Here is a 23,179-nt window from a genome sequence, read left to right on the forward strand (position 1 = left end):
CCATTTAAAAAGGGACGGTTTCTTTGTACATTCAATATAACAGTTTCATTTATATACCACATCGGTAACTGTATTTTTGACGCAGCCTATCCCGGCGGGACCGGATTATGGTAAACTCCGTTCAGAATAAAGCCGCCCACATGGTGCAGCTTCAATCTGGCCGGATCATGCAGGGTATGAATTCTTACATTCCTCCAGTGGCGGTCAAAGTTATACTTGCGGTCCATGGAAGAGGTTCCTGCCACTTCAAACAGGGCATTTGTAATTTCGACAGAAATTTCAGCAGCCAAATATTTGGCTGAATCCACCAGCAGCGCAGCCTGTCCGGCGCTCTCTTCTGTCAGTCCGCGCTCAGCGTTGTCGATGGCAGCTGCAGCCTTATCCAGCAATGCCTCAGCAGCCTGCAGCCGGATGCCCAGCTCTCCGAAACGCCTGATGAGCTCCGGATCATCCGACGCTTTGGCAACCTGGCTGAATGGGGAGGGACGCGTCTTTTCCCTGACAAACCAGGCGGCATCGTCAAGGGCAGCCCGGGCAATGCCGATATCCACCGCAGCATGCATAATCTGGCCGAAGGCACCGAATACCTGCGGAACTTCGAAGATTCGCCAATGCTCTACAATCTGCTCCGGGCTTACCTGCACCCCGCTGAATAATGCGCTGCCGCTTGCTGTAGTCCGCTGGCCAATGCCATTCCAATCATCGATAATATCAACACCCTCTGCTCCGCGGGGGACAAACACTGTGACACGCTTTCCCTCCTCATCCAGTGCAGTGACCGGAAGCCAGTGGGAATACAGTGCGCCTGTAGTATAAAATTTGGTTCCTGAAAGCCGATACTGCCCTTCCCCCTCCTTCGTCAGGCGGGTATTCATTTCCTTCATGCTTTTTATTCCCCGCTCTGCGAGCGCATTGCCCAACTGGGCTCCTTCCAGCACTTCTTTGAAAAAATATTCCTTTTGCTGTTCGGTACCGGCCAGCTCCAGGCTTTTCACAAAAAAATGATGGTTCTGGGGGATTTGTCCAATGGAGCCGTCGGCGGCAGAAATGATTTTAAATACCTCCACCAGCGTCGCTACAGCAATTCCGGGCCCGCCGTATGCCTTTGGCACCATCAGTCCCAGCAGGCCGCTTTCCCCAAGCAGCCGGAGCTCCTCCCAAGGCAGCCTGCGGCCGAGATCACGTTCGGAAGCCCCGGCCTTAATGCGGGCTGCATAGGCATGTGCTGCGGCAACCGCCTCTGCATCATCGGCAATGACCCGGCCAGGCCTGCGGCGGACAAAGTAGTCCGGAGGAACCTCCTCCAATGCAAACCGGGGCAAGCCTTCTGCCTGCGGCATACCGATCTCACCCCGGTCAAGAAGGGCTTGAGCCGCATCGGCAATCTCCTGCTGTACGGCTTGAGCGACTTCTACAGCCTCCGCCAGCACTCTTTCCTGAATCAGACTCTTCCGCAAATGCTCCAGATCCCCAAGGGCAGCAGGCTCAAGCAGCGGCTCCAACTCCTTGTGCAGTTGAGGTGAATAAGCCAGCTCCAGCGCCTGCTCAGGAATGCCAAGCTGCTGTGCCAGCAGACGGCTGGCATCAGCCGGGTGATAAGCTGCCCATCTCGCCGCCTGCCTGAGATGGGCCAGCACCTTGCCCGCCCAATGCAGCTGCTCTTCCTGCTCCAGCCCGGATACGGACAGCACCAGTTGCTCCGGCTGCACAGCGCTGCTAATCAGCGGGCGCAAGCCCAACAGCGGCTGGAGGAGCGCCGCCTGTATGCCATTTGCCAGGACGGCATCAACCTCTTCCGCTGCAAGCGCCTGGACGAGCCCCAGGACTTCCCTGCCGGGTGAAGAAATCCCCTCCGCGATGTCCAGAACCGTCCAACGCATCTCTGCATGGTGCCAGCCCTCCGCCTCGGCAATTGCCCGGCTGTCAACACCTGTCAGAGCCGCTTCAGCTCCATCTGCCGGAACGCCGATTCGCGCACCTGCCAAATCCGCCACCTTGCGGTATGACGATTCTTCCTTTACCAGCAGCACGGGGTGCCGCCTTACAACCCATGTTCCCAGCAGCCTGTTATACGATGTATCCGACAGAAGCTTCAACCATTCCGTTACTGTTGAGCATTGCAGCGTAAAGCTCCCTCCGGAAGGCAGCGTAAGCCTCAGCTGTCTTCCGGCGGCAAGCAGTTCTAACTTCACACCGCCCCTTCTGCAATCCAGCCGCAGCTCGCCAAGCTGCCAGGCCAGAGCAAGCGCAGAAGGTAAGACGGAGCTTACGGCCGTGACATCTGATTTCATGATAACGGTCATATCATGCCTCGCTTCCTGATGTTAGGGTCATCCTTCCTCACTGCGGTCAGTTGCCAGTGGCGGCGCTGCCGACAAGGAAGAAATCTCGCTGCGGGCTGCAGGGGTTAGCCTGATATCCAGTGCCGCAATTGACGGCTCCAACTGCTCCACGCTCCGCGCCCCTATAATTGGCGCTGTGATTGCCGGATGATGCAGTACCCAAGCGACCGCCAAGGCAGCAGGGTGCGCGCCATACTGACTGGCATATGCATTGAACCGGTCGGCAGCCGTATAATAATCCGCCTCTCCATAACGTCTGGCATAGTTCGCCTGGTCCACCAGCCGCCCGGCTTCCGGCTGCTTGCCTTGTCCGTATTTGCCCGTCAGGAGACCGCCGCCGAGAGGGCTGTAACTGATCACACCCAACTGCTCTGAAGCAGCCAGCGGCAGCAGCTCAACCTCCGCCTGCCTTTTCACCAGATTGTACATCGGCTGAATCAGTTCAAAGCGGGCAAGCGCCTCCCGCTCCGCAATACCCAAAGCCTTGGCAATCTGCCAAGCTGACCAGTTGCTGACTGCCGGATACAAAATTTTTCCTTCCTGCTGCAAATCGTCCAATGCCCGTACCGTCTCCTCAATCGCCGTCAACGAATCGAAATGATGAATGAAATAAAACTCAATTCGGTCTGTTCCCAGCCGCTTCAGGCTTCGCTCCACCGATAGCCGCAAATGGCGGCGGGAAGCTCCGCGGGCATTAATATCAGTGCCGGAAGGAAAGCCGGCCTTCGTGGTCAGCACCAGTTCATCCCTGCTGCCCCGGATAAATTCCCCGAGCCATTCTTCTGCCAATCCCCCGTTATACACATCTGCGGTATCAAAAAAATTAATGCCAGCCTCCCTGCTTCTCTGAAACAACGCCCTGGAATGCTCCTTATCCGCATTTCCCCCGAATGACATCGTGCCAAAACAAAGTGGTGAAACTTGAATGCCCGTTTTCCCAACTGTCCTATAGTCCATGCCTGCATACACCGCCCGATTGAAAAAGTAATTAAAAGTAATTGCAGCCGTAACCGTGAAACGCCTAAGCAACTTTAAACTGATGGTATTACAACAATTCCCATAAGTAAAGTAAGTTTAAGTGTTTTAACTCCCCTGTCACCGGATTTAGATATGAAATCCGCTCTAATTGATTTGCATTTCAGCCCCGTAAATTCGGGTATATAGTAGTAGAAAAATAATCGCTCCCATTACAAAGAGACAAAAATGATCCCTGTATTTTGTCTAAATCCGCAGCAGCCAACAATGATCATTTCCCGTTTATACGCTGTCAAAAGGTGCGCAGTCTGGCACCCGGATGATCCTCCGGAAGTCTCGCCAGCCCCGGGCCAAACAGCTTCTCCCGATAGGTTCCCGGCTTATATTCAGTCTTGTATATGCCTCGTCTCTGGAGCTCAGGTACGACCAGCTCCACAAAGTCAGCCAAACTGCCAGGCGTGATGAAGTGGGCCAGATTAAAGCCGTCCACACCCGTCTCCTCAAAATAAGTCTGAATCTGGTCGGCCACCTCCTGCGGATTGCCCAGGATGGTGAACTTTCCGTTCAACTTGTCAAAGCTCTCCAATACCTCCCGCACCTTCAGCTTCTTGGGCGCCTCCTTCGTCAAGGAGGCCGCTCTGGATTGTCCATGCTCGGTGTGCTTGTATTCAAAGTAAGCCTCAGGATCGTTATACTCCGCCAGATTGTAGCCGCTGGACCCGCCATACTGGGCTTTGGCTGCTTCTCCGCTCCATAGGGCAGCGTATTCTGTAAATTTGGCTTCCGCCTCCTCGCGGGTAGGAGCGACCACAACATTCAAAAAGGTGAATGCCTTAATATGTTCCGGATTGCGCCCCAGCGCTTCTGCACGGTTTTTAATATCCTGTATCGCTGCTTTGGTCTGTGCAGCTGTAGGTCCTCCGACAAACAGGCACTCCGCATGCTTTGCTGCAAAATCCCTTCCTTTCGGTGAGGTCCCTGCCTGATAGATAACCGGTGTCCGCTGCGGTGACGGTTCACTGAGATGCGGCCCCGGCACCTTGAAATAACGGCCCTCATGATGAATTTCGTGCACCTTGGCCGGATCGGCAAAGACGCGTCTTTCCACATCCCGGACGATAGCCGTATCCTCCCAGCTCGCTTCCCACAGCTTATAGGCTACATCGAGAAATTCATCGGCCAGCTCATAGCGTTCATCATGACGGATCATCTGTTCCAGCCCAAAATTGCGCGCCGCGCTTGGCAAATAGGACGTAACCACGTTCCAGGCCAGTCTGCCCTTTGTCAAATGATCCAGCGTGGACATCCGGCGCGCATGGGCATAAGGATGCTCATATGTCGTGCTGACTGTGAGCGCAAAGGACAAATGCTCGGTCGCCTGGGCCATAATCGGGATTGCAAAAGCCGGGTCATTGAGCGGCACCTGCACCGCATCGCGGATGGAGGCGTCTTTGCTCCCCTGATACACATCATAAACACCAATCACATCTGCAAAAAATACCGCATCAAACTTGCCCCGCTCCAGCAGCCGGGCCATCTCTGTCCAATAGTCGAGATCTTTGTAGCGGTAGTGCCGGATATTATCCGGATGCTTCCACAAGCCATGCGAATTGAGCATGGCGCTGGTCATTTCAAAGGCATTCAAAATGATCTGTTTTCCCATTCTTCTCCACCTCGCACTATTTCCGATAAAATCTATGAATTTACTAAAGTATGAATTGCCGATAATGCTATCACCCCATTTAAGATTCTGTCAATATAGCTGCAGCCTTCGTTCATACTATCCGGCCGATCCGCTCTGGTGCCCGTAATGAACATTGCAAAAAAAGGTTTGACAAGACAAAATAAGGATGATAGATTTAGTACCGACATTCACCACACAAGTGACTGAACCATCAGAACTGTGCTTACTCTGCATTGTGATCCGCATGCGGAGGCAGCCTGTTCTTTATGAATAGAGCCTCTTCTTGCTATTACAGGAAGGGGCTCTTAGCGTTTTTTGCAACTATAATTCCGACTATTTCTATGTGTATTATTTAAGTTTATTTTCAAAGAAAGGGGAAATAGCGTTTGATTACTTTTCAAGGGGTTAGCAAAGTTTTTCGTTCCAAGGAGCACATAACCAAAGCTGTCGATCAGGTCACCTTGACGGTTAACAAAGGCGATATATACGGGGTTATCGGCTTTAGCGGAGCCGGAAAAAGCACTCTTCTGCGACTCGTTAATTTGCTGGAAACACCTACGGAGGGCAAGGTCATTATTAACAGCCAGGAAATCAGTTCTCTGAGCCAGAAGGAGCTGCGGCAGCTGCGCAGGCGTATCGGAATGATTTTTCAAAACTTCAATTTGTTCAATTCACGTACCGTATATGGCAATATCGCTTATCCGCTCAAGCTTGCGGGCGCTTCAAAACAGGAAGTTAAGGCGCGGGTCACGGAAATGCTTCAATTCGTCGGGCTGGAGGATAAAGCGGATCATTACCCGGAGCAGCTGTCCGGCGGACAAAAACAACGGGTAGGCATTGCCCGGGCATTAGCCACCTCCCCTGATATTCTAATTTGTGATGAAGCAACCTCAGCACTCGATCCGGAGACGACCGGGGAAATATTAAAGCTGCTGAAAAAGGTCAATGAGGAATTAAATATTACGATTATGCTGATTACGCACGAAATGCATGTTATCCGCAGCATATGCGACCGTGTGGCGGTCATGGAGAATGGCACAGTGATCGAGGAAGGCAGCGTGTTTGAGCTGTTTGCCCATCCCAAGACACAGACCACAAAAAATTTCATTAACGTGGTGCAAAATGACAAGCTTTCGCCAAAGCTGCTTGCACTGCTGCGGGCCAATTATCCGGGGCAGCTGGTACGGCTGATTTTTAAAGGAGGGGTTACCGGCGAGCCGGTGCTGTCCCAATTCGCCAAGCTCTTCAACATTGACTTCAATATTATTTACGGCAGCATTAACGAGCTGCAGGGGCAGTTGTTCGGAAGTCTCATTGTCGAGATCAAAGGGGACGAGCAGGAAATTCAGAGAGCACTGGAGTCTTTGAAAAAAAAGGTTGAAGTGAGGGAGGTGATTAACCATGAAAGTTGATTGGAGCACCTTTTGGCTGCGGGTCGTGGAAGCAACGGGACAGACCATAACGATGGTGCTGTTCACCCTGATTTTCTCCAGCATCTTTGGCGTTTTAATCGGACTTTTGCTTTTCGTTACACGCAAAGGCAATATTTTGGAAAACCGGTTTGTAGCGATGCTGCTGAATTTTGCTATCAACATTATTCGTCCGATTCCGTTTATTATTTTTCTGGTCACGATCAGCCCCTTCACCCGGCTTATTATGGGCACCACTATTGGCACGGCTGCCGCAGTATTCCCGATGACAATTGCGGCTTCGTTCGTCATCGCCCGGGTCGTGGAGAATAACCTCGTCTCCATTGATCCCGGCATTATCGAGGCTGCCAAGGCAATGGGCGCCAGTCCCTTGCAAATTATATTCGGCGTTCTGATCCCCGAAGCGCTTGGCCCGCTTATTCTGGGACTGACCTTCATTACTGTCGGGCTCATTGATTTCTCTGCGATGGCAGGCACTGTAGGCGGCGGGGGTCTGGGGGACCTGGCCATGACCTACGGCTATCAGCGCTTTGACGCATCCGTCATGCTGGTCACCATCGTCATTCTGATTGTGCTTGTGCAAATTGCCCAATTCGCAGGAAATGTCATCTCCCGCAAATTTCTGCGAAGATAAGTCCATTGAATTGCAATTGCATCCTCAGAAATCAGCTGCTTGTATACATTTATTCCAATAATCCAAGGAGTGATTCAAATGAAAAAACGTTTTGCTGCATCCCTTCTATTCATCCTTTCTCTGCTTCTGACCAGCGCCTGCGGAAATCAGCCTGCTCCATCCGGCAATTCAGGCAGCGAACCAGCCTCAGGCTCAACGGCGAACACAACTGCCGCTACAACGTCTGAGCCTGAAAAGCCCAAGACACCCGTCAAAGTAAAAATAGGCGTAACCGGAGCTGACGGCCCGCAATGGGAATTAATCAAGAATAAGGTCAAGGAACAGAACATTGAGATCGATCTGGTAGAATTCTCGGACTATACACTTCCTAATCTGGCGCTGGCCAATGGAGAGGTCGACATTAATGCCTTTCAGCATCTTGCCTTCTTGAGCCAGTTCAATGTGGAGCATAATCTTGATATTGTGCCTATCGGTTCAACCGCTGTATCGCCGCTGGGGTTATACTCCAAAAAGTATGCCAGTCCCGACGAAATTCCCGACGGTGCAAAGATTGCTATCCCCAATGATCCATCCAATCAGGGCCGCGGGCTGCTTGTATTGGAGCAGGCAGGGCTATTGAAGCTCAAGGACAATCCGGGCCTGTATGCCACACCGGATGATATTGTCGACAATCCGCGCAAACTTACTATCGTTCCGGTTGTCGCGCAGCAGACACCCCGTGTTCTGCCTGACGTCGCCGCCTCCATTATCAACGGCGGGATCGCAGGACAGGCAGGGTATAAATTATCGGACGCCATCTTCCATGATGACCCCCATGCCGAATCAACGCGGCCGTATGTCAATGTGTTCGCTGTTCGCGAGCAGGATAAGGATAACGAGATTTTCCAGGCGATTGCCAAAAGCTATCAGGAAGAGGATGTCATCAAGGCAGTGGAAGAAGACACGAATGGGGCAAGCTTTGTCACCTATGTTCCAGTAGATCAGCTTCAGGCCACCTTAGACCAGCTCATTGAAAATATTAAGGCAGCGGCAGCAGCCAAGTCATAAGACCGGTTCGCCCGGTAAAGGACATTTTACTCATAGAAGAAAGAAAACGCCCGGAACATGCTCTTTCCAGCCAGAGCCTGTCCCGGGAAGCTTCTACACTCTCAGCCTACAGCCCAATCGAGCGGTTCAGTTCTTTAAGCTTATTGGCCGAGCGGTGCAGCAGCTCCTTCTCCTGCTCGGAAATCGGCAGATCAAGTACCTCTCTGACCCCTTTGCGGTCTACAATGCACGGTACGCCCAGGTATACATCGGAAATGCCGTGATAGTCGGTCAGCAGTGTAGATACATTCAGTACGGCGCCCTCATCACGAAGAATTGCGGTACAAATCCGGTCAAGCGCCAGTGCAATCGCATAGTAGGTCGCACCCTTGGCCTGAATGATCTGATACGCTGCATCCCGTGTATTTGTATAGATTTCCTCTTTCTCCGTCTCGCTCAGCTTCAGCTCGGTACCCGCTACATTCGCCAGACTCCACAGCGGCAGCTCAGAGTCCCCATGCTCCCCTACAATGTGCGCGTGGACGCTGCGCGGGTCAATCTTCAACTTTTCCCCAATCAGGTACCGGAACCGTCCGCTGTCCAGCAGCGTACCCGAGCCGATAACCCGCTCGACCGGCCAGCCGATCTTTTTCCACGACAAGTAGCTCATAATATCAACCGGATTGGAGGCCAGCAGCAGGATTGCATTCGTTGTGTGGGCTTTAATCTGGTCAATAATGCTCTCCAGAATCGCCGCATTGCGCTTCAGCAGCTCTACGCGTGTCTCGCCTTTGCGCTGGGCCGCGCCAGCAGTGACGACGATAATATCCGCATCGCGGCAATCCGCATATGTACCCGCCCATACCTTGCCGCCGCCCAGGAAAGGCAGGCCGTGATTCATATCCAACGCATCGCCGGCCGCCTTGTCGGAATCCGCGTCGATCAACACAAGCTCATCAGCACGATTGCGAAGCAGCAGGGTATACGCAGTTGTGGAACCTACTGCTCCGGCACCTATAATAACAATTCTTGATTTTTTCATCATTGTTGCCTCCTCTGGTCGAATGGAAGTCTCTTAACTACTCTTCCTCATAAAACGGCTTATTCACGTAATGGTACATGACCGACATCAGCACGCTGCCGCCAATCAGGTTGCCCAAGGTTACCGGAATCAGATTGTGAAATACACCACCCCATGTAATCGTCCCCGGATGATTCAACACCAGCGCAATGGCGAAGGTGCACATATTGGCGATGCTGTGCTCATAACCCGAAATAAAAAAGCAGAAGACGAACAGCATCATGGCGAACATTTTGGCCCCATTTTCCTTGAAGGACATCGGGATGAAAAATGCCAGACACACCAGCCAATTACACAGGATGCCGCGGAAAAACAATTCAACTGCCGGGGCATGCATTTTCTTCTCGACCACACTGAGCAAAAAGCTGTTCACCGAGTTATCATTAAACAGCCCGGTTGTAAGAATGAGCAGTGCAAACACCGCCGCTCCCAAAATATTGCCCACATAGCTGGTCGTCCACAGCCTGAATACATCCGGCCATTTCATCTTTTTACGAAGCGCGGCAAAGCTGTAATAGAAGGTATTCCCGGTAAACAGATCACCGCCCCCATAAGAGATGAGAATAATCGCAGCGCCAAAGGTGAGCGCAGCCATCGGATACGTGAAGGGCGAATGCTCCAGATAAAAATAGTTGCCCGTCTTGAATGCAACGATCACGCCGAAGCCGATAAACATGCTGGCCAGCATGGACCGAGATAAATAGCGCAGCTTGCTTTGCCGGAATATCTTGAGCTTTTTGAGCGCAAGCTTCTCCACCTGTCGAAGTGGTTCTGTCTCCATACTCCCGCCTCCTTGCGCATCGGGTTTGCTGTTGATGAGGCAATGATAGCATAGCTCTTTCGAAAAGAATGTGATTTTTTTCACAGTTGAAAGCGTATCTGTGTGATATATGTCACTGTCCCTGTACAGGAAGTTTGGCATAGTAAGGTCATGCTTCATGACCTTGGTCGGGTAATAACTCTCTGATCCGTATGATCACAGCAGAATAACCCCCTACTCCGGTCCGCAATATGAATATGAAGCTGATGACGAAATCAACTGATTGATTGGAGGCCAAAATCCATGCAGGTTGCCTTTAGCCTGGTCAAAAAAATTGTGATCGGCATTTCAGCCGTCGCTACCGTCACTTATGGCACAAGCGCTTTTTTCATCTTCGTCTTGAAAGATTACATTGCACCCGGCATGAATGCCTGGTTGTATACCGTGCTCACCTTGGCAATGGGCGTATTCTGGACCGGATTTCTCGGGTGGTTCACGGCCAGATGGATTGTGCGGCCGCTAAATGCACTGCATCAGGCTGCCGAAGTTGCTGCGCAGGGCAACCTGACCGCAGACGTTGCCATCCCTCATTCCCGCGACGAGCTGATGCGGCTGTCCGCCTCCTTTAACGAAATGCTCACCAGCCTGAGAGGCATTGTCCGTGATATTAACCAGCACTCCTCTGCTGCCGATACGGAGGTGGGCATGCTGCGCAATGCTGCCGAGCAAGCCGCAAACCTGCTCACAGAAATTACCGAGCGGGTCGACTCGATCTCGCATAATACAGATATTCAGGCAGAACTGTCCTTGTCGATGTACAAGACCATTGAGGAGATTGCAAGTCTTTCTGCTGATGCACAGACTCGTACAGTATCGGCACAATCGGATGCAGGGCAAATGATGGAGGCCATGAGCCGCAGCAGCGAAGCGATTCGTTCCTTGTCTGAAGCAATGAACCGCCTGACCGCCGAGGGGATGGAGACGACCCGGATTGTGAAGAAGCTGGAGCAGCATGCGGACAAAATCGGGCAGATCATTAACGTAGTTGAGGACATTTCCGCTCGCACACATCTGCTTGCTCTTAATGCCTCCATTGAAGCAGCCCATGCTGGAGAGCACGGACAGGGCTTCCAGGTCGTTGCCGTCGAAATCCGCAAGCTGGCAAATCATAGTACAGCAGAGGTGCAAAATGTCGGCAGCCTGATCGGAGAGATTCAAAATGATCTTGCTGTCGCTGTCAGCCGAATGGACATCCAGGCCCGGACTACGGAAACTGAAGCGGAGAAGACACAGATCAGCATTAGCCAGCTGCGGCAAATCGCCGAATCTGTGGAACGGACAGTCGGCGCCGTGAACAACGTTGCGGAGCTGATCGAGCTGCAATCGGAGAAGATGAAGATGATTCTGACTGGCGCGGAGCAGGTATCCGATGCCGCCGGGGACAATGCTGCCAAGCTGAGCAGGATCGCTTCCTCCGTGCAGGAGCAGAATGCGATGGTACAGGAGGTCGCAGCAGCATCCCATGAGCTGCAAAACATGACAGCCACACTGCAAAGCCGGATTGGGAAGTTCCGCTTTGAATAATTTTCGGCTTTCAGAAATAAGGTGCCAGATTGCGGGTTATCCGGGATTGGTACGTAACCGGGTTCGAAGCCAAATTCGGGACTCAACCAGGAGAGAGATTTTTGGGCAGGGTTCCCGTCATTTGTGTCGAAAATCTATATGAACAGGCCATTTGTACAGAATATCGGCTGCACGGAAGCCAAATTGGAATTATCAAAGGAGAAGTCATGGAAATACGTAAGCTTAATCCGGATGAACAGCCGCCCATGGAACTGCTGCTGCTCGCCGACCCATCAGAACCTATAGTAAGGGAATATCTTCGCCGCGGGCAGTGTTACATTGCTGTTATAGAGGGAGATGCAGCAGGTGTATACGTGCTTCTGCCGACGCGGCCCGGGACGGTGGAACTGGTCAATATTGCGGTCTGCGAGACGCTCCAGGGACAAGGCCTCGGCAAGAGGCTTGTACACCATGCCATTACCGGGGCACAACAGGCGGGCTATAAAACACTGGAAATTGGCACAGGCAATTCAAGCCTTGACCAGCTTGCCCTCTATCAAAAATGCGGCTTCCGCATCACGGGCATAGACAAAGACTTCTTCGTACGGCATTACGAGGAGGAAATTTACGAGAATGGTATCCAATGCCGGGATATGATCCGGCTGTCACAGGATTTATAGTTCAAATTCTAATTTTTTAGTTTTTTTGTTACTCGAATTATACCAATTTTTCAACACTTCAAAATCTGAAGATCTCAAATCAGGAACTTCAATACTAAAATGGCTATCACCTTCCCAGGTATAGTTCAATACAGGCCAGACCGGCTCCGTTATGTATTGATCTGCCAGAGGGACTGGCCTAATTAGTATTCGTTCCATCTTGCTTATATTTACCCCGATTAGTACATGACGGACAATTTCTGCGCCTTCATTATAACCGAATCTAAACAATATGCTCTTTTTATCATGTGATAGTTGATGGTCCTGGTATATGCCATCTTTCAAACTAATATTTGATATTTCATCGTTCTTTTTCCTGACTAAAAGAGTGGAGCATTGTTTGCTTCCACAATTATACTTCATTAAAATTAAGAGCATATCAGAATTCACATCGATGATTTCTGATTGTGTTCTTTCAATTTCTGTTTTTATATCTGTTTGTGATTCAAGGTACTCTTCATATAACGGAATATCTTTAATTAATAAATTTATCGTCCTGCCACTTTCAGCAGACAGGGTTAACTCTTCGGGTATAACTTGTTCTTCTTCAACTATTTTTGAAGCAACATTACTGGATGTTTCCGGTTGTTGACGAATTGAAATCACTACTATGGCACTTACTATAAGAATGAAAAATAAAATGATGAAACTCTTTTTCATAATTCAGCTCCTTTTTAAAAAATCCCTCCTTTGTGACAGAAAAGGAGAAATCCTAACTGTTCACCCGGAGGGATATCATAACTTTATTTATATATTACAGCAAATGAGAGTTGTTATTCCACTCTATATATGTTGTGTGCTATTTAATCGAAACCTCATAAGCCCCTAACGCAGGCAGTTCGATCTCCAGTTCCTGTGACTTCTCATCATAAGACCACGATATATCGTCTACCGATCCCACCGTTTGTACCTGTACCTTGGAAGGACGCTCAGACAAATGCTTCACCCGCACGATAACCGGCTGCTTCTCTGCTTGCGGCAAGCCGTCATGGGCCATCGCGCAAATCAGCTTCAAGGTGCCGCTGGCTCCTCGGCCCCAGTTCAAGCGGGTCAGCCGATAGGCTCCATGCTCATAGCTGAATGTGCTCCCGTCATCCTCATAATACTCGAATTTGCCCGGTGCTCCATCACCATACACCGTAAGTTGTAATGGCTCTGATGATTCGGCTCCCATATGCTGGCGCAGAGCCTGCTCCGGAATGATTGCCCCTTCTCTGACATAGATCGGCATCACTGAGAGCGGCGCGTCAGCCAGAATCGATCTTCCTCCTTCAAAACGCTCGCCTGTCCAGTAATTGAACCAGACTCCTTCCGGCAGGTATACAGCTCTGGATGCCGTACCTGGGCGATAGACCGGAGCAACGAGCAAATCACGCCCCAGCAGGAACTGGTCACACAAGTTATATACCGCACGGTCTTGCGGATATTCCAGGATAAGCGGACGTATAATCGGCAGACCCGATTGTGCCGCCTCTTGGAACAAGGTGTATATATAGGGCATCAGCCGGTAGCGCAGACCGATATATTCACGGCAGATCGCTTCCACCTCAGGTCCGAATGCCCAAGGCTCCTGCCTGCGGGAATCCAGTACCGCATGGTTGCGGCTGAACGGGAACAAGGCACCCATCTGTGTCCAGCGCGCCAGCAGCTCACCTGATGCATGGTGAGAGAAGCCGCCGATATCCGGACCGGCAAAGGCTACCCCGGACAATCCCAGATTCAGCACCATCGGAATGCTCATCGCCATATGCTCCCAATAGCTGCGGTTGTCTCCTGTCCATACCGCCGCATAGCGCTGCACGCCAGCGTATCCGGCCCTTGTCACAACGAACGGACGCTCTCCGTTCAAATTACGCTTCAAGCCTTCGAAGGTCGCCTTGGACATCAGCATGCCGTACAGATTATGCCATTCCTCATGGGTTTTTGGATTGCCGTTATTCCCATGAACGACATCCAGCTCCATGGTTTTGCTCTCCGTCTCAAATACGGATGGCTCATTCATATCATTCCAGATGCCATGAATGCCATGTTCAATATAAAATTTGTGCAGATCCCCCCACCATTCTGCGGTGCGGTCCTCTGTAAAATCAGGAAAGGCGCTTACGCCAGGCCATACTTTGCCAGTGAATACGTCCCCTTCCAGCTTGGAACAGAAGTGGCTTTCGGCAATTCCCTCCTGATAGACCTTGTATTTCGGGTCCTTCTTCACACCAGGATCAACGATCGGCACAATTCTGAAGCCCATCTCCTGCAGTTCGGCGATCATTTCCTTCGGCCTTGGAAAACGGTTCGTATCCCACGTAAATACCCGGTATTCATGCATGTAATGAATATCCAGATAGATGACATCACAAGGAATATTCCGCTCCCGGAATGAGCGCGCAATCTCCATGACTTCTTCCTGATCCATGTAGCTGTAGCGCGACTGCTGATAGCCGATTGCCCATTTTGGCGGCATCGGCATTTTGCCTGTCAGCCCTGCATATCCGGTAACAACTTCTTTTAAGGATGGACCGGCAATCACATACAGATCCAGCTCCCCGCTCTCCATTGTCAATACATAGTGATCCTCATAGGAACGCATATCGAAGGCGGTTTTGCCCGGATTGTCCAGCAGGAGTCCATAAGCAGGCTGATCATAACGGAAATGAACCAGATACGGAATGGACTGATAGAGCGCCTCAATGTCCGGAACATGCGGATCATAGACATCCGTGTTCCACATTGTATACTTCTCGCCCTTTTTATCAAGGTACCCTGTCTTCTCACCCAAGCCGTAAAAATGGGACTGTGCATCCATTGCCGCGGCGAAGGCCGCTTTGCCGTCCAGATCCCACAGCAAGTCCTTTTGATCCAGCAAAAGCTGGTTTTGTGCATTATATATTTTCAAGGCAAAAGGAGAAGTCGCAACCTCAGCACGCAGCGCACCAAAATTGACGCTGTAGAGCCCCTCCTGCTCACTCAATTCCACAGTATTCTTTGAATGGCTGTCCTGTCCGATTATAGCCGGAGTTGTCGTCCAATCCGGACTGTCCCCGAAAAAAAGCCTGATTCTAATAATTTGATCATCCACGGCCCGCAAAGCTACCTTCGCATGCTCTCCATGGAACAGAACAGCTCCACTTCCTGCTTCCTGAGTCGCCTTGCTTATGGCTCCGACCCGCTTTACTGCTGCCTGTACGCCTTCCGCACTACTCTTCCCCGGATGGATCGCTTCACTTGTAATCAATCACGTCACCTCATTATTCATAGCATAGAGCCATTCTATCATGAACAATCTGGCGGCAAGATTGGCATTGTTACGATAATTATGTGCAAATCTAAGGGATTAAGTTAAGGGATAAGCAGGGGGATACTTCAGTAATTAGAGGGGCGGGAGAAAGCGTAAGTTACGACATTTCCCTGAATCACACCCCGTTTTCAGAAATCGGCACTTAAAGGCCGCCCACTTCGTATCTTTCAGAAGCAATGTACCTCTTCCCCGCTGTCACCCTACCGTATATCTTTCTGCGCTTTTTGATCAAAAGTGAATTCAGATTCACTTTTTCCGTTAAAACGAAAAAGAGAGATAGACTGCTCTGGTCCATTCTCTTTCTCAGCTTATATCCTTTTGCGTTTCCCGACCAAAAGTGAACTCAGATTCACTTTTTCCGTTAAAACGAAAAAGAGACATAGGCAGCTCCGCGTCTCCTCTCTCCTCATATCCTTTAGCACATTTCAATTTAAAGTGAATTCAGATCAAGTAAAAGCGGATAGACAAACGGCGCAGCGGGAATCATCCCGCCGCGCCGTTAGAAGTTTCTCAGTCAGGCCGCAATCCGCATGGGATGGAGACTGATCAAGACAAGCGTCGTATTATTCAGCTGCGATTTTGTCGAAGAAGTTCTTTTGAACCGTGTCCGATGCTTCCTGCAGCTTTTGCTTGAGGTCTGTATCTTTCTTGGAGAAGATCTCCTGAATGACGTTCGTCATCGCACCATAGTAGTCCTGTGTGCTGTATTGCGCTTCTGGCTTGCCGTCCAGCAATTTGTTGGACTCTTCACTGTATTTGTAGACATTGTCATACTTGTCGAAGATGGCTTGAGCTTTTTTGCCGTACTCGGAATCGCTCTTGAAGTAGTACATTTGGGACGGGATGAAGTATTTGCCTTCTCCCTTACGAGCTTGAATATCACGCTCTACAGACTCGAGCCAAGCGTCGGAGAAGTAGTCAAAAGTAATGTAGTTGAATGCTGCTTCCTGCTCTTCTTTGGAAGCATTCGGGTTGATGACGAGGTAGTCGCCGCCCAGAATACCGTAATGCTTGCCGCCTTTCTCAAAGGCAGGCATCGGGAATGTCAGAATGTCCTCAGGCTTTATGCCGCCTTGGTTCATTGCTGCGTCCAGCGGACCTTCAGCACCAGCGATAATCATTGCCGTACGTCCCTGAGACAATGCGCCTACAGCGTCACCCCAGTTGAGTGCCCAGTCTTGCGGGATGGCATTGGCTTCCCAACGCAGTTTCTGGTAGAACTCCAGCGCTTTCAGTCCCGCTTCGGAATTGAACGCTGCTTTTACTTTGCCGTCTTCAATGGTCTGGATTTCACCGCCAGCTTCGAACAGGAAATTGGTCCAGTTCCAGCCTGCTGCGTTTTCTTTACCCATTGGCGCAATACCAGAGATACCTTTTGCCGGGTCAGCTACGCCTTTGGCAGCTGCCAGCATATCGTCCCAAGTCCAGTCATAGGGCGGAACCGGTACGTTTTTGTCTTCCAGCATCTTTTTGTTTACAATCGTGCTTGTTACATAACCGCTCTGGGTAACGCCGAATACTTTGCCGTCTACAATAAACTGTCCTTGCAGAATCGGGTTGATTTCGTCTTTGTGAGCGTAGTTGTTCCACAGCCCGGTAATGTCAGCCGCCCAGCCTCTTTCAACGAGGAATTTGGCTTCTGTCGCAAACGTATTGAAAATCGTTGGCGCTTCGTTCGACGCCATTTTGATTCCGATTTCGTTTACATTGTAGTGCCAGTCACTTTTCTCAATCGTTACATTCGGGTATTTCTCCAGGTAACGTCTGATCTTGTCATCTTCCAGCTTGCGGATCTCTACCTGATCCGGCAGCGGATAATAGACGCTGATGGTTACTTTCTTGTCGCTCTCTTTGCCATTATCGGTACCTTCAGTTACGGTACCACTGCTCTTCTGACCACCGTTATTAGTTGGCTTCTCATTCGTATTGCTCGAGCCGCAGGCGGCGAGCAGGGAACTGAACAAGGCCAGGCACAACATCATCATGGATAGCTTACGCATTCGAAACTCCCCTTCTCTGATATTTTTTTCCTTGCATCTTTATCATAATGGAGGCGCATTCACAGGGCGATGTGTATTCCTATTTCGATCATGTGCAGTTTTACGAAGGAAGGATGGATTATCCTTTAACCCCGCCCAAATGCAAGCCGCCAATAATAAACCGCTGGAACAACAGGAATACAACAATCGGCGGCAGCATGATCATGGTCAAGATGGAGAATTTGATATTCAGATTAAGCGAGCGCGCATTCACAATAAACTTATAAACAGCCGTTGCGAGCGGGTACATCTTTTCGCTGTGCATAACCATTGAAGGCCAGAACCAATCATTCCAGGCTGTCGAAAAGACGAAGATCGCCAAAGTCGAAAAGATCGGGATGGATAATGGAACCGCAATTTGCAAGAAGCAGCGCAGCTCGGATGCGCCATCAATCCGTCCGGCTTCAAACAGTTCGGAATGCAGGCTGTCAAAGAAGCTACGGAGCAAGAGCAAAAAGTACGCATTCGCTCCTGCCGGCAGCCAAAAGGCCCAGTAGGAATTGAGCAATCCCAGGTCCTGCAAGTTCAGGAAGTTCGGGATCAAATAAGTCGTAGGCGGAATGAACAGCGTCATCATGAATAAAAAGCTGAGCAGCCGCTTCTTTGGCAGTGCCAATCTGGATAACGAATAGGCTGCCATCCCGATAACTACGACTGTTGCTACCATGTTGCCGAAAAATATTAGCAGCGTATTTTTTAAAAAGTTAGGCAGCGGGATGTAATTCCAGCCCTTGATAAAGTTTTCAAAATGCCAAGTCTCTTGCGGGAAAAAGCGCGGTGGAAACGAGTTGACCTCCGGATTGGACTTGACAGCATTGAACACCGTTGAAAAAATCGGATACAGCATCGTGAAGACCATAACAACGGTGATCAGGACAAAAAAACCGTATATCAGCTTGACGTGCAACTGGTTAAAATCATAGCGGGACAGGATCCCTCTCTCATGGCTCTTCATATTATTCATCCTCCTTGTTCAGCCTGTACTGTATGAGCGATAGTAGGCCCAGCACAAGGAACATCATCACACCCAGGGCTGTTGCAACTCCGAGATTAAGCCTAGTCGTGGCATATTTTACGATAAGCAGCGCAAAGGTCATCGTCGTGTTGTTAGGGCCGCCGTCCAGTACAGCAAGCTGAGACTGAAAGCCCTGCGAGGCCGCGATCAGTTGCAGGATGAACATGAGAACAATAAGATTACGGATCGAAGGGAGCGTAATATGCCAGATACGCTGCCAAACCCCTGCCCCATCGATTTCAGACGCCTCATACCAGTCACGCGGAACACTAAGCACCGCCGCCAGATAAATCAGCATCGCGGAGCCGAACGACTGCCAGGTCTCCATGAATACAAGGGAGATCATCGACCACGACGGATTGGTCAAAAAGTTAATCTGCTCGGCCCCCGCCTGGGTCAGCGCCCCATTGATCGGACCAACCGGATCATAGAACCATCTCCATACACTGTAAAGCACGACAAGCGGAATGACATTGGGCAGGTACGCACTGACACGGACAAAGCCCTGGAATTTTCTAAGTTCGGAAATCATGATTGCAAAAAATATCGGAACCACAAAGCCGATCAATAAGCCCAGCCCTACATAATAGAGCGTGTTGCCAATTGCTTTTAGCAATACCGGGTCCTCCAGAGCCGCTTTGTAATTATCTAAGCCGACGAAGGTATTGCCCTTGACGAAATCGACCTGATAGAAGCTGTAGACAAACCCCTTTATAATCGGCATCCATAAAAAGAGAATAAAAATAACCGCGGCCGGCAAAAGAAACGCGATTCCCCAAAAATATTTTCGGAGCCACCGGGTCAAGCCGGAATCGCTTTTCTTCACCTCACTTGGCGGTCGCACTTGCAACGTGGAGTTCTGCATTCATCTTCCCTCATTCCTTTTCGTTAATACAAGATCGTAATGGCATCTTTGCTGCTGTGCAAAGCGTATGCTCTGCGCCTGCCGCCATATCTCCTTGGAGAACGGCTCTACCTGTACCAGAGTCCATCTTTATTGTAAAAAGGGATGAGGGATTTGATAATGTGCAAATCTATGGATATGATACGTATTCTTACTTCTTCATTTCACTTGGGCTAATTCCGTAGAATTTTTTGAAAATTTTACTAAAATGTTCCGGTGATTCATAACCAACCCGTTCGGCAATTTCGTAACGGCGCAAATCCGTACCGGTAATCAGGGATTTGCTCAACTCCATTCTAAGCTTGATGACATACTCCCACAGGTTGAAGCCGGTTATTTTTTTGAACAGGTAGCTGAGATAATTCGGACTGACATGATTTTTTTGCGCTACTTCATGAAGGGTCAGGCCCTTCTGGGTAAAATTCTCATCAATGTACGCTTTGGCCCGCTCTACGATCAGGTTCGTCTGATCATTGAGATCCTCCCGCGTCGGTTCCTGATGAGTATAGTCGCTCCAGTTAAAATCCCCGTAATAAAACACATAGTGATCCTGATGCTCCTGATGCCATTTGGCAGCCTTGCCCGCCTGTTTGTACAGCTCGCCCAGAAATTCGGTTCCCCGCAAAATCTGGCTGATTCCGACTATACAGACCAGACCTAGGAATTTATGAATATTAAAATGCAGCCCGCGTCCGATCATATCCAGCTGGTTAATCTTGTTCACATTCATATCTGCATAGGCTTCTTCGTTCCACTGCACCAGAATGCTCAGCTCCCTGTTCGGGGAATAAAAAGCGACGTGGCTCCATTCCTGGCCGAAAAGCTCCTTCACAATATTAAGCGCCGCATATTGAAGCAACTCTTCATCCTTGGAGGTCAGCGGCCCGGCAGACGGCGATTTGCGCTCTCCCAGACGGAGACGAAGCACGGAAAAATAAGGCCCGCCAAGCTCAATTCCATATTGGTCCCTGAGCTGCCCCAGCAGACTCGGCGTTGCTTCGCCCGGAACAAAAAGCTTATTCAACAACTCGGTCTTATCGGCTACCGGCTGCTCCATCCGGAAGCTCTCTGTCAGCTCCGCTTCGCCCGGCTGCAGTCCTCCGTCGCCCTTGCGCTCCAGCTTCAGCAGCACATTGCGGACCGAATCCAGAAACTGCTCGCTGTTGAGCGGCTTGATCAGATAGTCCTTGGCCCCTAGACGAATCGCCATCTGGGCATACTGGAACGTCTCGTGTGCAGAAATGACGATGGTCTGCACCCACGGCTTAATCAGCCGGGCCTGATGCATCAGCTCTATCCCTGTCATCGCATCCATCTGGATATCTGTGATGAGCAGATCAATTTCCTCCATCCGCAAGTAGTCCAGCGCCTCATAGCCGCTATGCGCGTTGTAAATATGCCCAATTGCAAGCCCTGAGGTCTGAAGCAGCGAGGTCAGCCCTTTGACAATCAACGGCTCGTCATCTACTACCAATATGCTGTACATCTGATATACCCCCTTGTTGATCCCTCATTACTCCGGTTCGTCTAACCTCACAACCGGCATCATGACCGTAACGATTGTTCCACCATGTTCGGCAGCCCTGTAACTTAGCCCGTACTGCTTGCCAAAATGAAGGCGCAGACGCTGATGAATATTGCGGATGCCATAGCCGGACTTCGTAGCGCTTTCCGTTTCCAGCGTCCGCCGGATGGCATCATAATCAACCTTTTTATAGCCGTTGTCCTCCACCGTTACATAGAAGCGCTGATCGCGCAGAACCGCGGTCACGACAATTTCACCGTCCTCATCCATATTGCGCACGCCATGAATAATGGCATTCTCAATGAGCGGCTGCAGTGTAATCTTGGGAATCAGGCATTGTCTTGCAGCCTCATCCACGTTCCATTCCATCCGGAAGCTGTACTCGTAACGCTTCTGCTGCAGCCGGACATACGCCCCTGCATGCTCCAGCTCCTCAGTTAGCGTAATCAGTTCCCTTCCCTTGCTCAGACTGATGCGCATCAGCTTTGACAGTTCCTTGATCATCTCTGCCGATTCGGTCTTGCCCTCCAGCGCGCTCTTCCAGTAGATGCTCTCCAGGGTGTTGTACAGCAAATGCGGGTTGATTTGGGTATACAAAATTTGCAGCTGCGCTTCCTTCTGCTTGATCTCCTGCTGATACTGGTCGCGGATCAGGCTGTTCAGACGGCCCGCCATATCATAGACGGAAGCAATCAGCACACCAACCTCATCACTTCTTCCCTTGCCTGGCGTCTGCGGCACAATTTTGCCGGGAACATAGGAACGGACGAACATCGCCAGCTTTTGCAGCGGCGTAAGCAATGACCGCCAGAAATACATGAGCAAGACAAAAGCAGAAACCGCATACACAATAGTTATCAGCTGAATAATGCGTTTGAGTTCATTCTGCTGCAGCAGCAGCGCCTTGACCGGAATCTTATAAATGAGCTGCTGCTGCGGGCGGCTGTAATTCATCACGTATATAAAATCATTATCCACATGCCCGATTATCTCGGCGCTGCCAGCCTCCCCCACTTTGAAATTCGGCTGCTCCAGCCTGGTGCCGAGCTTCATCGTATTGGAAGTAAGCACGATATTATCGGCATCCGTATAATAAATCTCCCCGTCCGGCAGCGATACACTCTCGAATGTGGATGCAATCTTCTGATTCATGTTGGTCGCCACCAGAACGCCAATTGCATCCCGTCCGTCGGAAATGGTATTGACGGCGCGTATATAGGCCAGGGTCTTCTGGGGACCTTTCAGCGTCTGCTGCTCAATCACTTTCAGATAGCCCTTGCCCTTCATCTTCAGCGCCTCATCGAACCATTCCGGCTGTGTCTGGTCAGAAAAAAAATAAACCCCGCACTGGTTAAATGGAATTTGGGGAGCAAAAAAATAAGCACGCCCAGGATCATATACATATAAGGAATAGTTGATAGCCTGACCGTCCGATACCCCTTCCGAATAGGCGGACAGCATGGTGTCGAGGGTCGTATATTTGCGTACCCGTTTATAGACCGAGTTTTCCTGGTATTTCATTTGCTGGGTCACCGGGTTTTGAATAATGGTCGTCATAATCCGGTGCACCGTATCGATATCGCGTCCGATCAAAATTTGATTCTGTTTATTCAGCTCGACATAAGCATTGGTTACATTGCGCTTCATAATCTGCTCGGCTTTCCCGTTGCTGTACCAGTGCAAGAGGAACACCGGGAATGCCATTACAAGAAAGATCAGAATAAGCTGCTGCTTGATGTTAAGCCTTGTCAACGGATTTTTCATTCCTGCACGCATAGGCCCTTCGTCTCCCCGGCATTAGTAACTTCTACTATACTATCATTGATTGACGATCAGGATAGCTATTTCTACGGTCATCAGTCGCATTCCTATGATTCCGGGTAATTCTGCACATCATTATCGTAAAAATAGACAGCCTGTACGGCCATTTAGCTCCATTAAATTCCTATTTTTCATCAGAATTGTAACCCTCATCGTATGATAAATCAACCATAACCGGAGCATTTTTTGTGACCTTTGGCACGGATGGAATCCGCCACATTCCACACCTGAAAACCAAAAATGCAGCTATCCTCTTCCCCGGCGTCTGTTTAACAAACAGGCAAGGGAAGAAATAGCTGCATTTTCATGCTGTAGGCATCTATTGGTTCGCTAAAAATAAGGTCCAACTGGTCCGCTGCAGCCGCTAGT

General features: G+C 50.2%; 17 protein-coding genes. 5 read left to right on the forward strand and 12 right to left on the reverse strand.

From position 1 onward, the window contains the following. Positions 1 to 86: 86 nt before the first annotated feature. The 3 genes from H583_RS37310 to H583_RS0101375 all read right to left on the reverse strand — a co-directional run bounded on the left by H583_RS37310 (position 87) and on the right by H583_RS0101375 (position 4,980). Positions 87 to 2,303, reverse strand: a complete 2,217-nt coding sequence (locus H583_RS37310) for an SfnB family sulfur acquisition oxidoreductase (protein WP_211228300.1) — start codon at positions 2,301 to 2,303, stop codon at positions 87 to 89. 27 nt (positions 2,304 to 2,330) lie between these two features. Next, the gene (locus tag H583_RS0101370; RefSeq protein WP_028558903.1) at positions 2,331 to 3,299 is read right to left on the reverse strand and encodes an aldo/keto reductase; all 969 of its coding nucleotides are present in this window, start codon (positions 3,297 to 3,299) and stop codon (positions 2,331 to 2,333) included. A gap of 310 nt (positions 3,300 to 3,609) precedes the next feature. Beyond that, complete coding sequence (locus H583_RS0101375; RefSeq protein WP_028558904.1) at positions 3,610 to 4,980, reverse strand: LLM class flavin-dependent oxidoreductase; 1,371 nt, start codon at positions 4,978 to 4,980, stop codon at positions 3,610 to 3,612. A gap of 407 nt (positions 4,981 to 5,387) precedes the next feature. Between H583_RS0101375 and H583_RS0101380 the strand changes: the two genes are divergently transcribed. The 3 genes from H583_RS0101380 (at position 5,388) to H583_RS0101390 (ending at position 8,112) form a co-directional block, all read left to right on the forward strand. Further along, on the forward strand, positions 5,388 to 6,413 hold the full coding sequence (locus H583_RS0101380) for a methionine ABC transporter ATP-binding protein (RefSeq protein ID WP_028558905.1): 1,026 nt from the start codon (positions 5,388 to 5,390) through the stop codon (positions 6,411 to 6,413). Continuing rightward, on the forward strand, positions 6,403 to 7,065 hold the full coding sequence (locus H583_RS0101385) for a methionine ABC transporter permease (RefSeq protein WP_028558906.1): 663 nt from the start codon (positions 6,403 to 6,405) through the stop codon (positions 7,063 to 7,065). The genes H583_RS0101380 and H583_RS0101385 overlap by 11 nt, the downstream gene beginning before the upstream one ends. A 78-nt stretch (positions 7,066 to 7,143) precedes the next feature. Then, entirely contained in the window at positions 7,144 to 8,112 is a 969-nt protein-coding gene (locus tag H583_RS0101390) for a MetQ/NlpA family ABC transporter substrate-binding protein (protein ID WP_028558907.1), read from the forward strand. 106 nt (positions 8,113 to 8,218) lie between these two features. Here H583_RS0101390 and H583_RS0101395 read toward each other — a convergent pair whose 3' ends face one another. After that, positions 8,219 to 9,136 carry an L-lactate dehydrogenase gene (locus tag H583_RS0101395; RefSeq protein ID WP_028558908.1) on the reverse strand — a complete coding sequence of 306 codons (918 nt, stop codon included), beginning with the start codon at positions 9,134 to 9,136 and terminating at the stop codon, positions 8,219 to 8,221. Between the two features lie 34 nt (positions 9,137 to 9,170). Beyond that, entirely contained in the window at positions 9,171 to 9,953 is a 783-nt protein-coding gene (locus H583_RS0101400; protein ID WP_028558909.1) for a formate/nitrite transporter family protein, read from the reverse strand. 282 nt (positions 9,954 to 10,235) lie between these two features. Here H583_RS0101400 and H583_RS0101405 point away from each other — a divergent pair, with 282 nt between their 5' ends. Continuing rightward, the gene (locus H583_RS0101405; protein ID WP_028558910.1) at positions 10,236 to 11,516 is read left to right on the forward strand and encodes a methyl-accepting chemotaxis protein; all 1,281 of its coding nucleotides are present in this window, start codon (positions 10,236 to 10,238) and stop codon (positions 11,514 to 11,516) included. A gap of 206 nt (positions 11,517 to 11,722) precedes the next feature. Further along, a complete protein-coding gene (locus H583_RS0101410) occupies positions 11,723 to 12,175 on the forward strand; it encodes a GNAT family N-acetyltransferase (protein WP_028558911.1) in 453 nt (150 codons plus the stop codon). On the opposite strand, the gene H583_RS0101415 is transcribed toward H583_RS0101410, so the two are convergent. From H583_RS0101415 to H583_RS0101445, 7 genes are all read right to left on the reverse strand, one after another. Continuing rightward, on the reverse strand, positions 12,170 to 12,874 hold the full coding sequence (locus H583_RS0101415; RefSeq protein ID WP_028558912.1) for a hypothetical protein: 705 nt from the start codon (positions 12,872 to 12,874) through the stop codon (positions 12,170 to 12,172). The two genes, H583_RS0101410 and H583_RS0101415, sit on opposite strands and share 6 nt — an antisense overlap. A 139-nt stretch (positions 12,875 to 13,013) precedes the next feature. Beyond that, positions 13,014 to 15,443 (reverse strand): glycoside hydrolase family 31 protein, encoded by a 2,430-nt coding sequence (locus H583_RS0101420; protein ID WP_028558913.1) that lies wholly within the window; start codon positions 15,441 to 15,443, stop codon positions 13,014 to 13,016. Positions 15,444 to 16,069: 626 nt separating this feature from the next. After that, positions 16,070 to 17,506 (reverse strand): ABC transporter substrate-binding protein, encoded by a 1,437-nt coding sequence (locus tag H583_RS0101425; protein ID WP_028558914.1) that lies wholly within the window; start codon positions 17,504 to 17,506, stop codon positions 16,070 to 16,072. Between the two features lie 118 nt (positions 17,507 to 17,624). Beyond that, positions 17,625 to 18,500: a carbohydrate ABC transporter permease gene (locus tag H583_RS0101430; protein WP_028558915.1), complete on the reverse strand. Its 876-nt coding sequence runs from the start codon at positions 18,498 to 18,500 to the stop codon at positions 17,625 to 17,627. A gap of 1 nt (position 18,501) precedes the next feature. Further along, positions 18,502 to 19,425 carry a carbohydrate ABC transporter permease gene (locus H583_RS0101435; protein WP_051235833.1) on the reverse strand — a complete coding sequence of 308 codons (924 nt, stop codon included), beginning with the start codon at positions 19,423 to 19,425 and terminating at the stop codon, positions 18,502 to 18,504. Between the two features lie 190 nt (positions 19,426 to 19,615). Continuing rightward, a complete protein-coding gene (locus H583_RS0101440; protein WP_028558917.1) occupies positions 19,616 to 20,950 on the reverse strand; it encodes a response regulator in 1,335 nt (444 codons plus the stop codon). Positions 20,951 to 20,977: 27 nt separating this feature from the next. Next, positions 20,978 to 22,765, reverse strand: a complete 1,788-nt coding sequence (locus H583_RS0101445; RefSeq protein ID WP_028558918.1) for a sensor histidine kinase — start codon at positions 22,763 to 22,765, stop codon at positions 20,978 to 20,980. Positions 22,766 to 23,179 lie beyond the last annotated feature (414 nt).

Origin of the sequence: Paenibacillus pinihumi DSM 23905 = JCM 16419, assembly GCF_000422505.1 — a bacterium.
In the GTDB taxonomy this organism is placed as follows: Bacteria; Bacillota; Bacilli; order Paenibacillales; family Paenibacillaceae; genus Paenibacillus_D; species Paenibacillus_D pinihumi.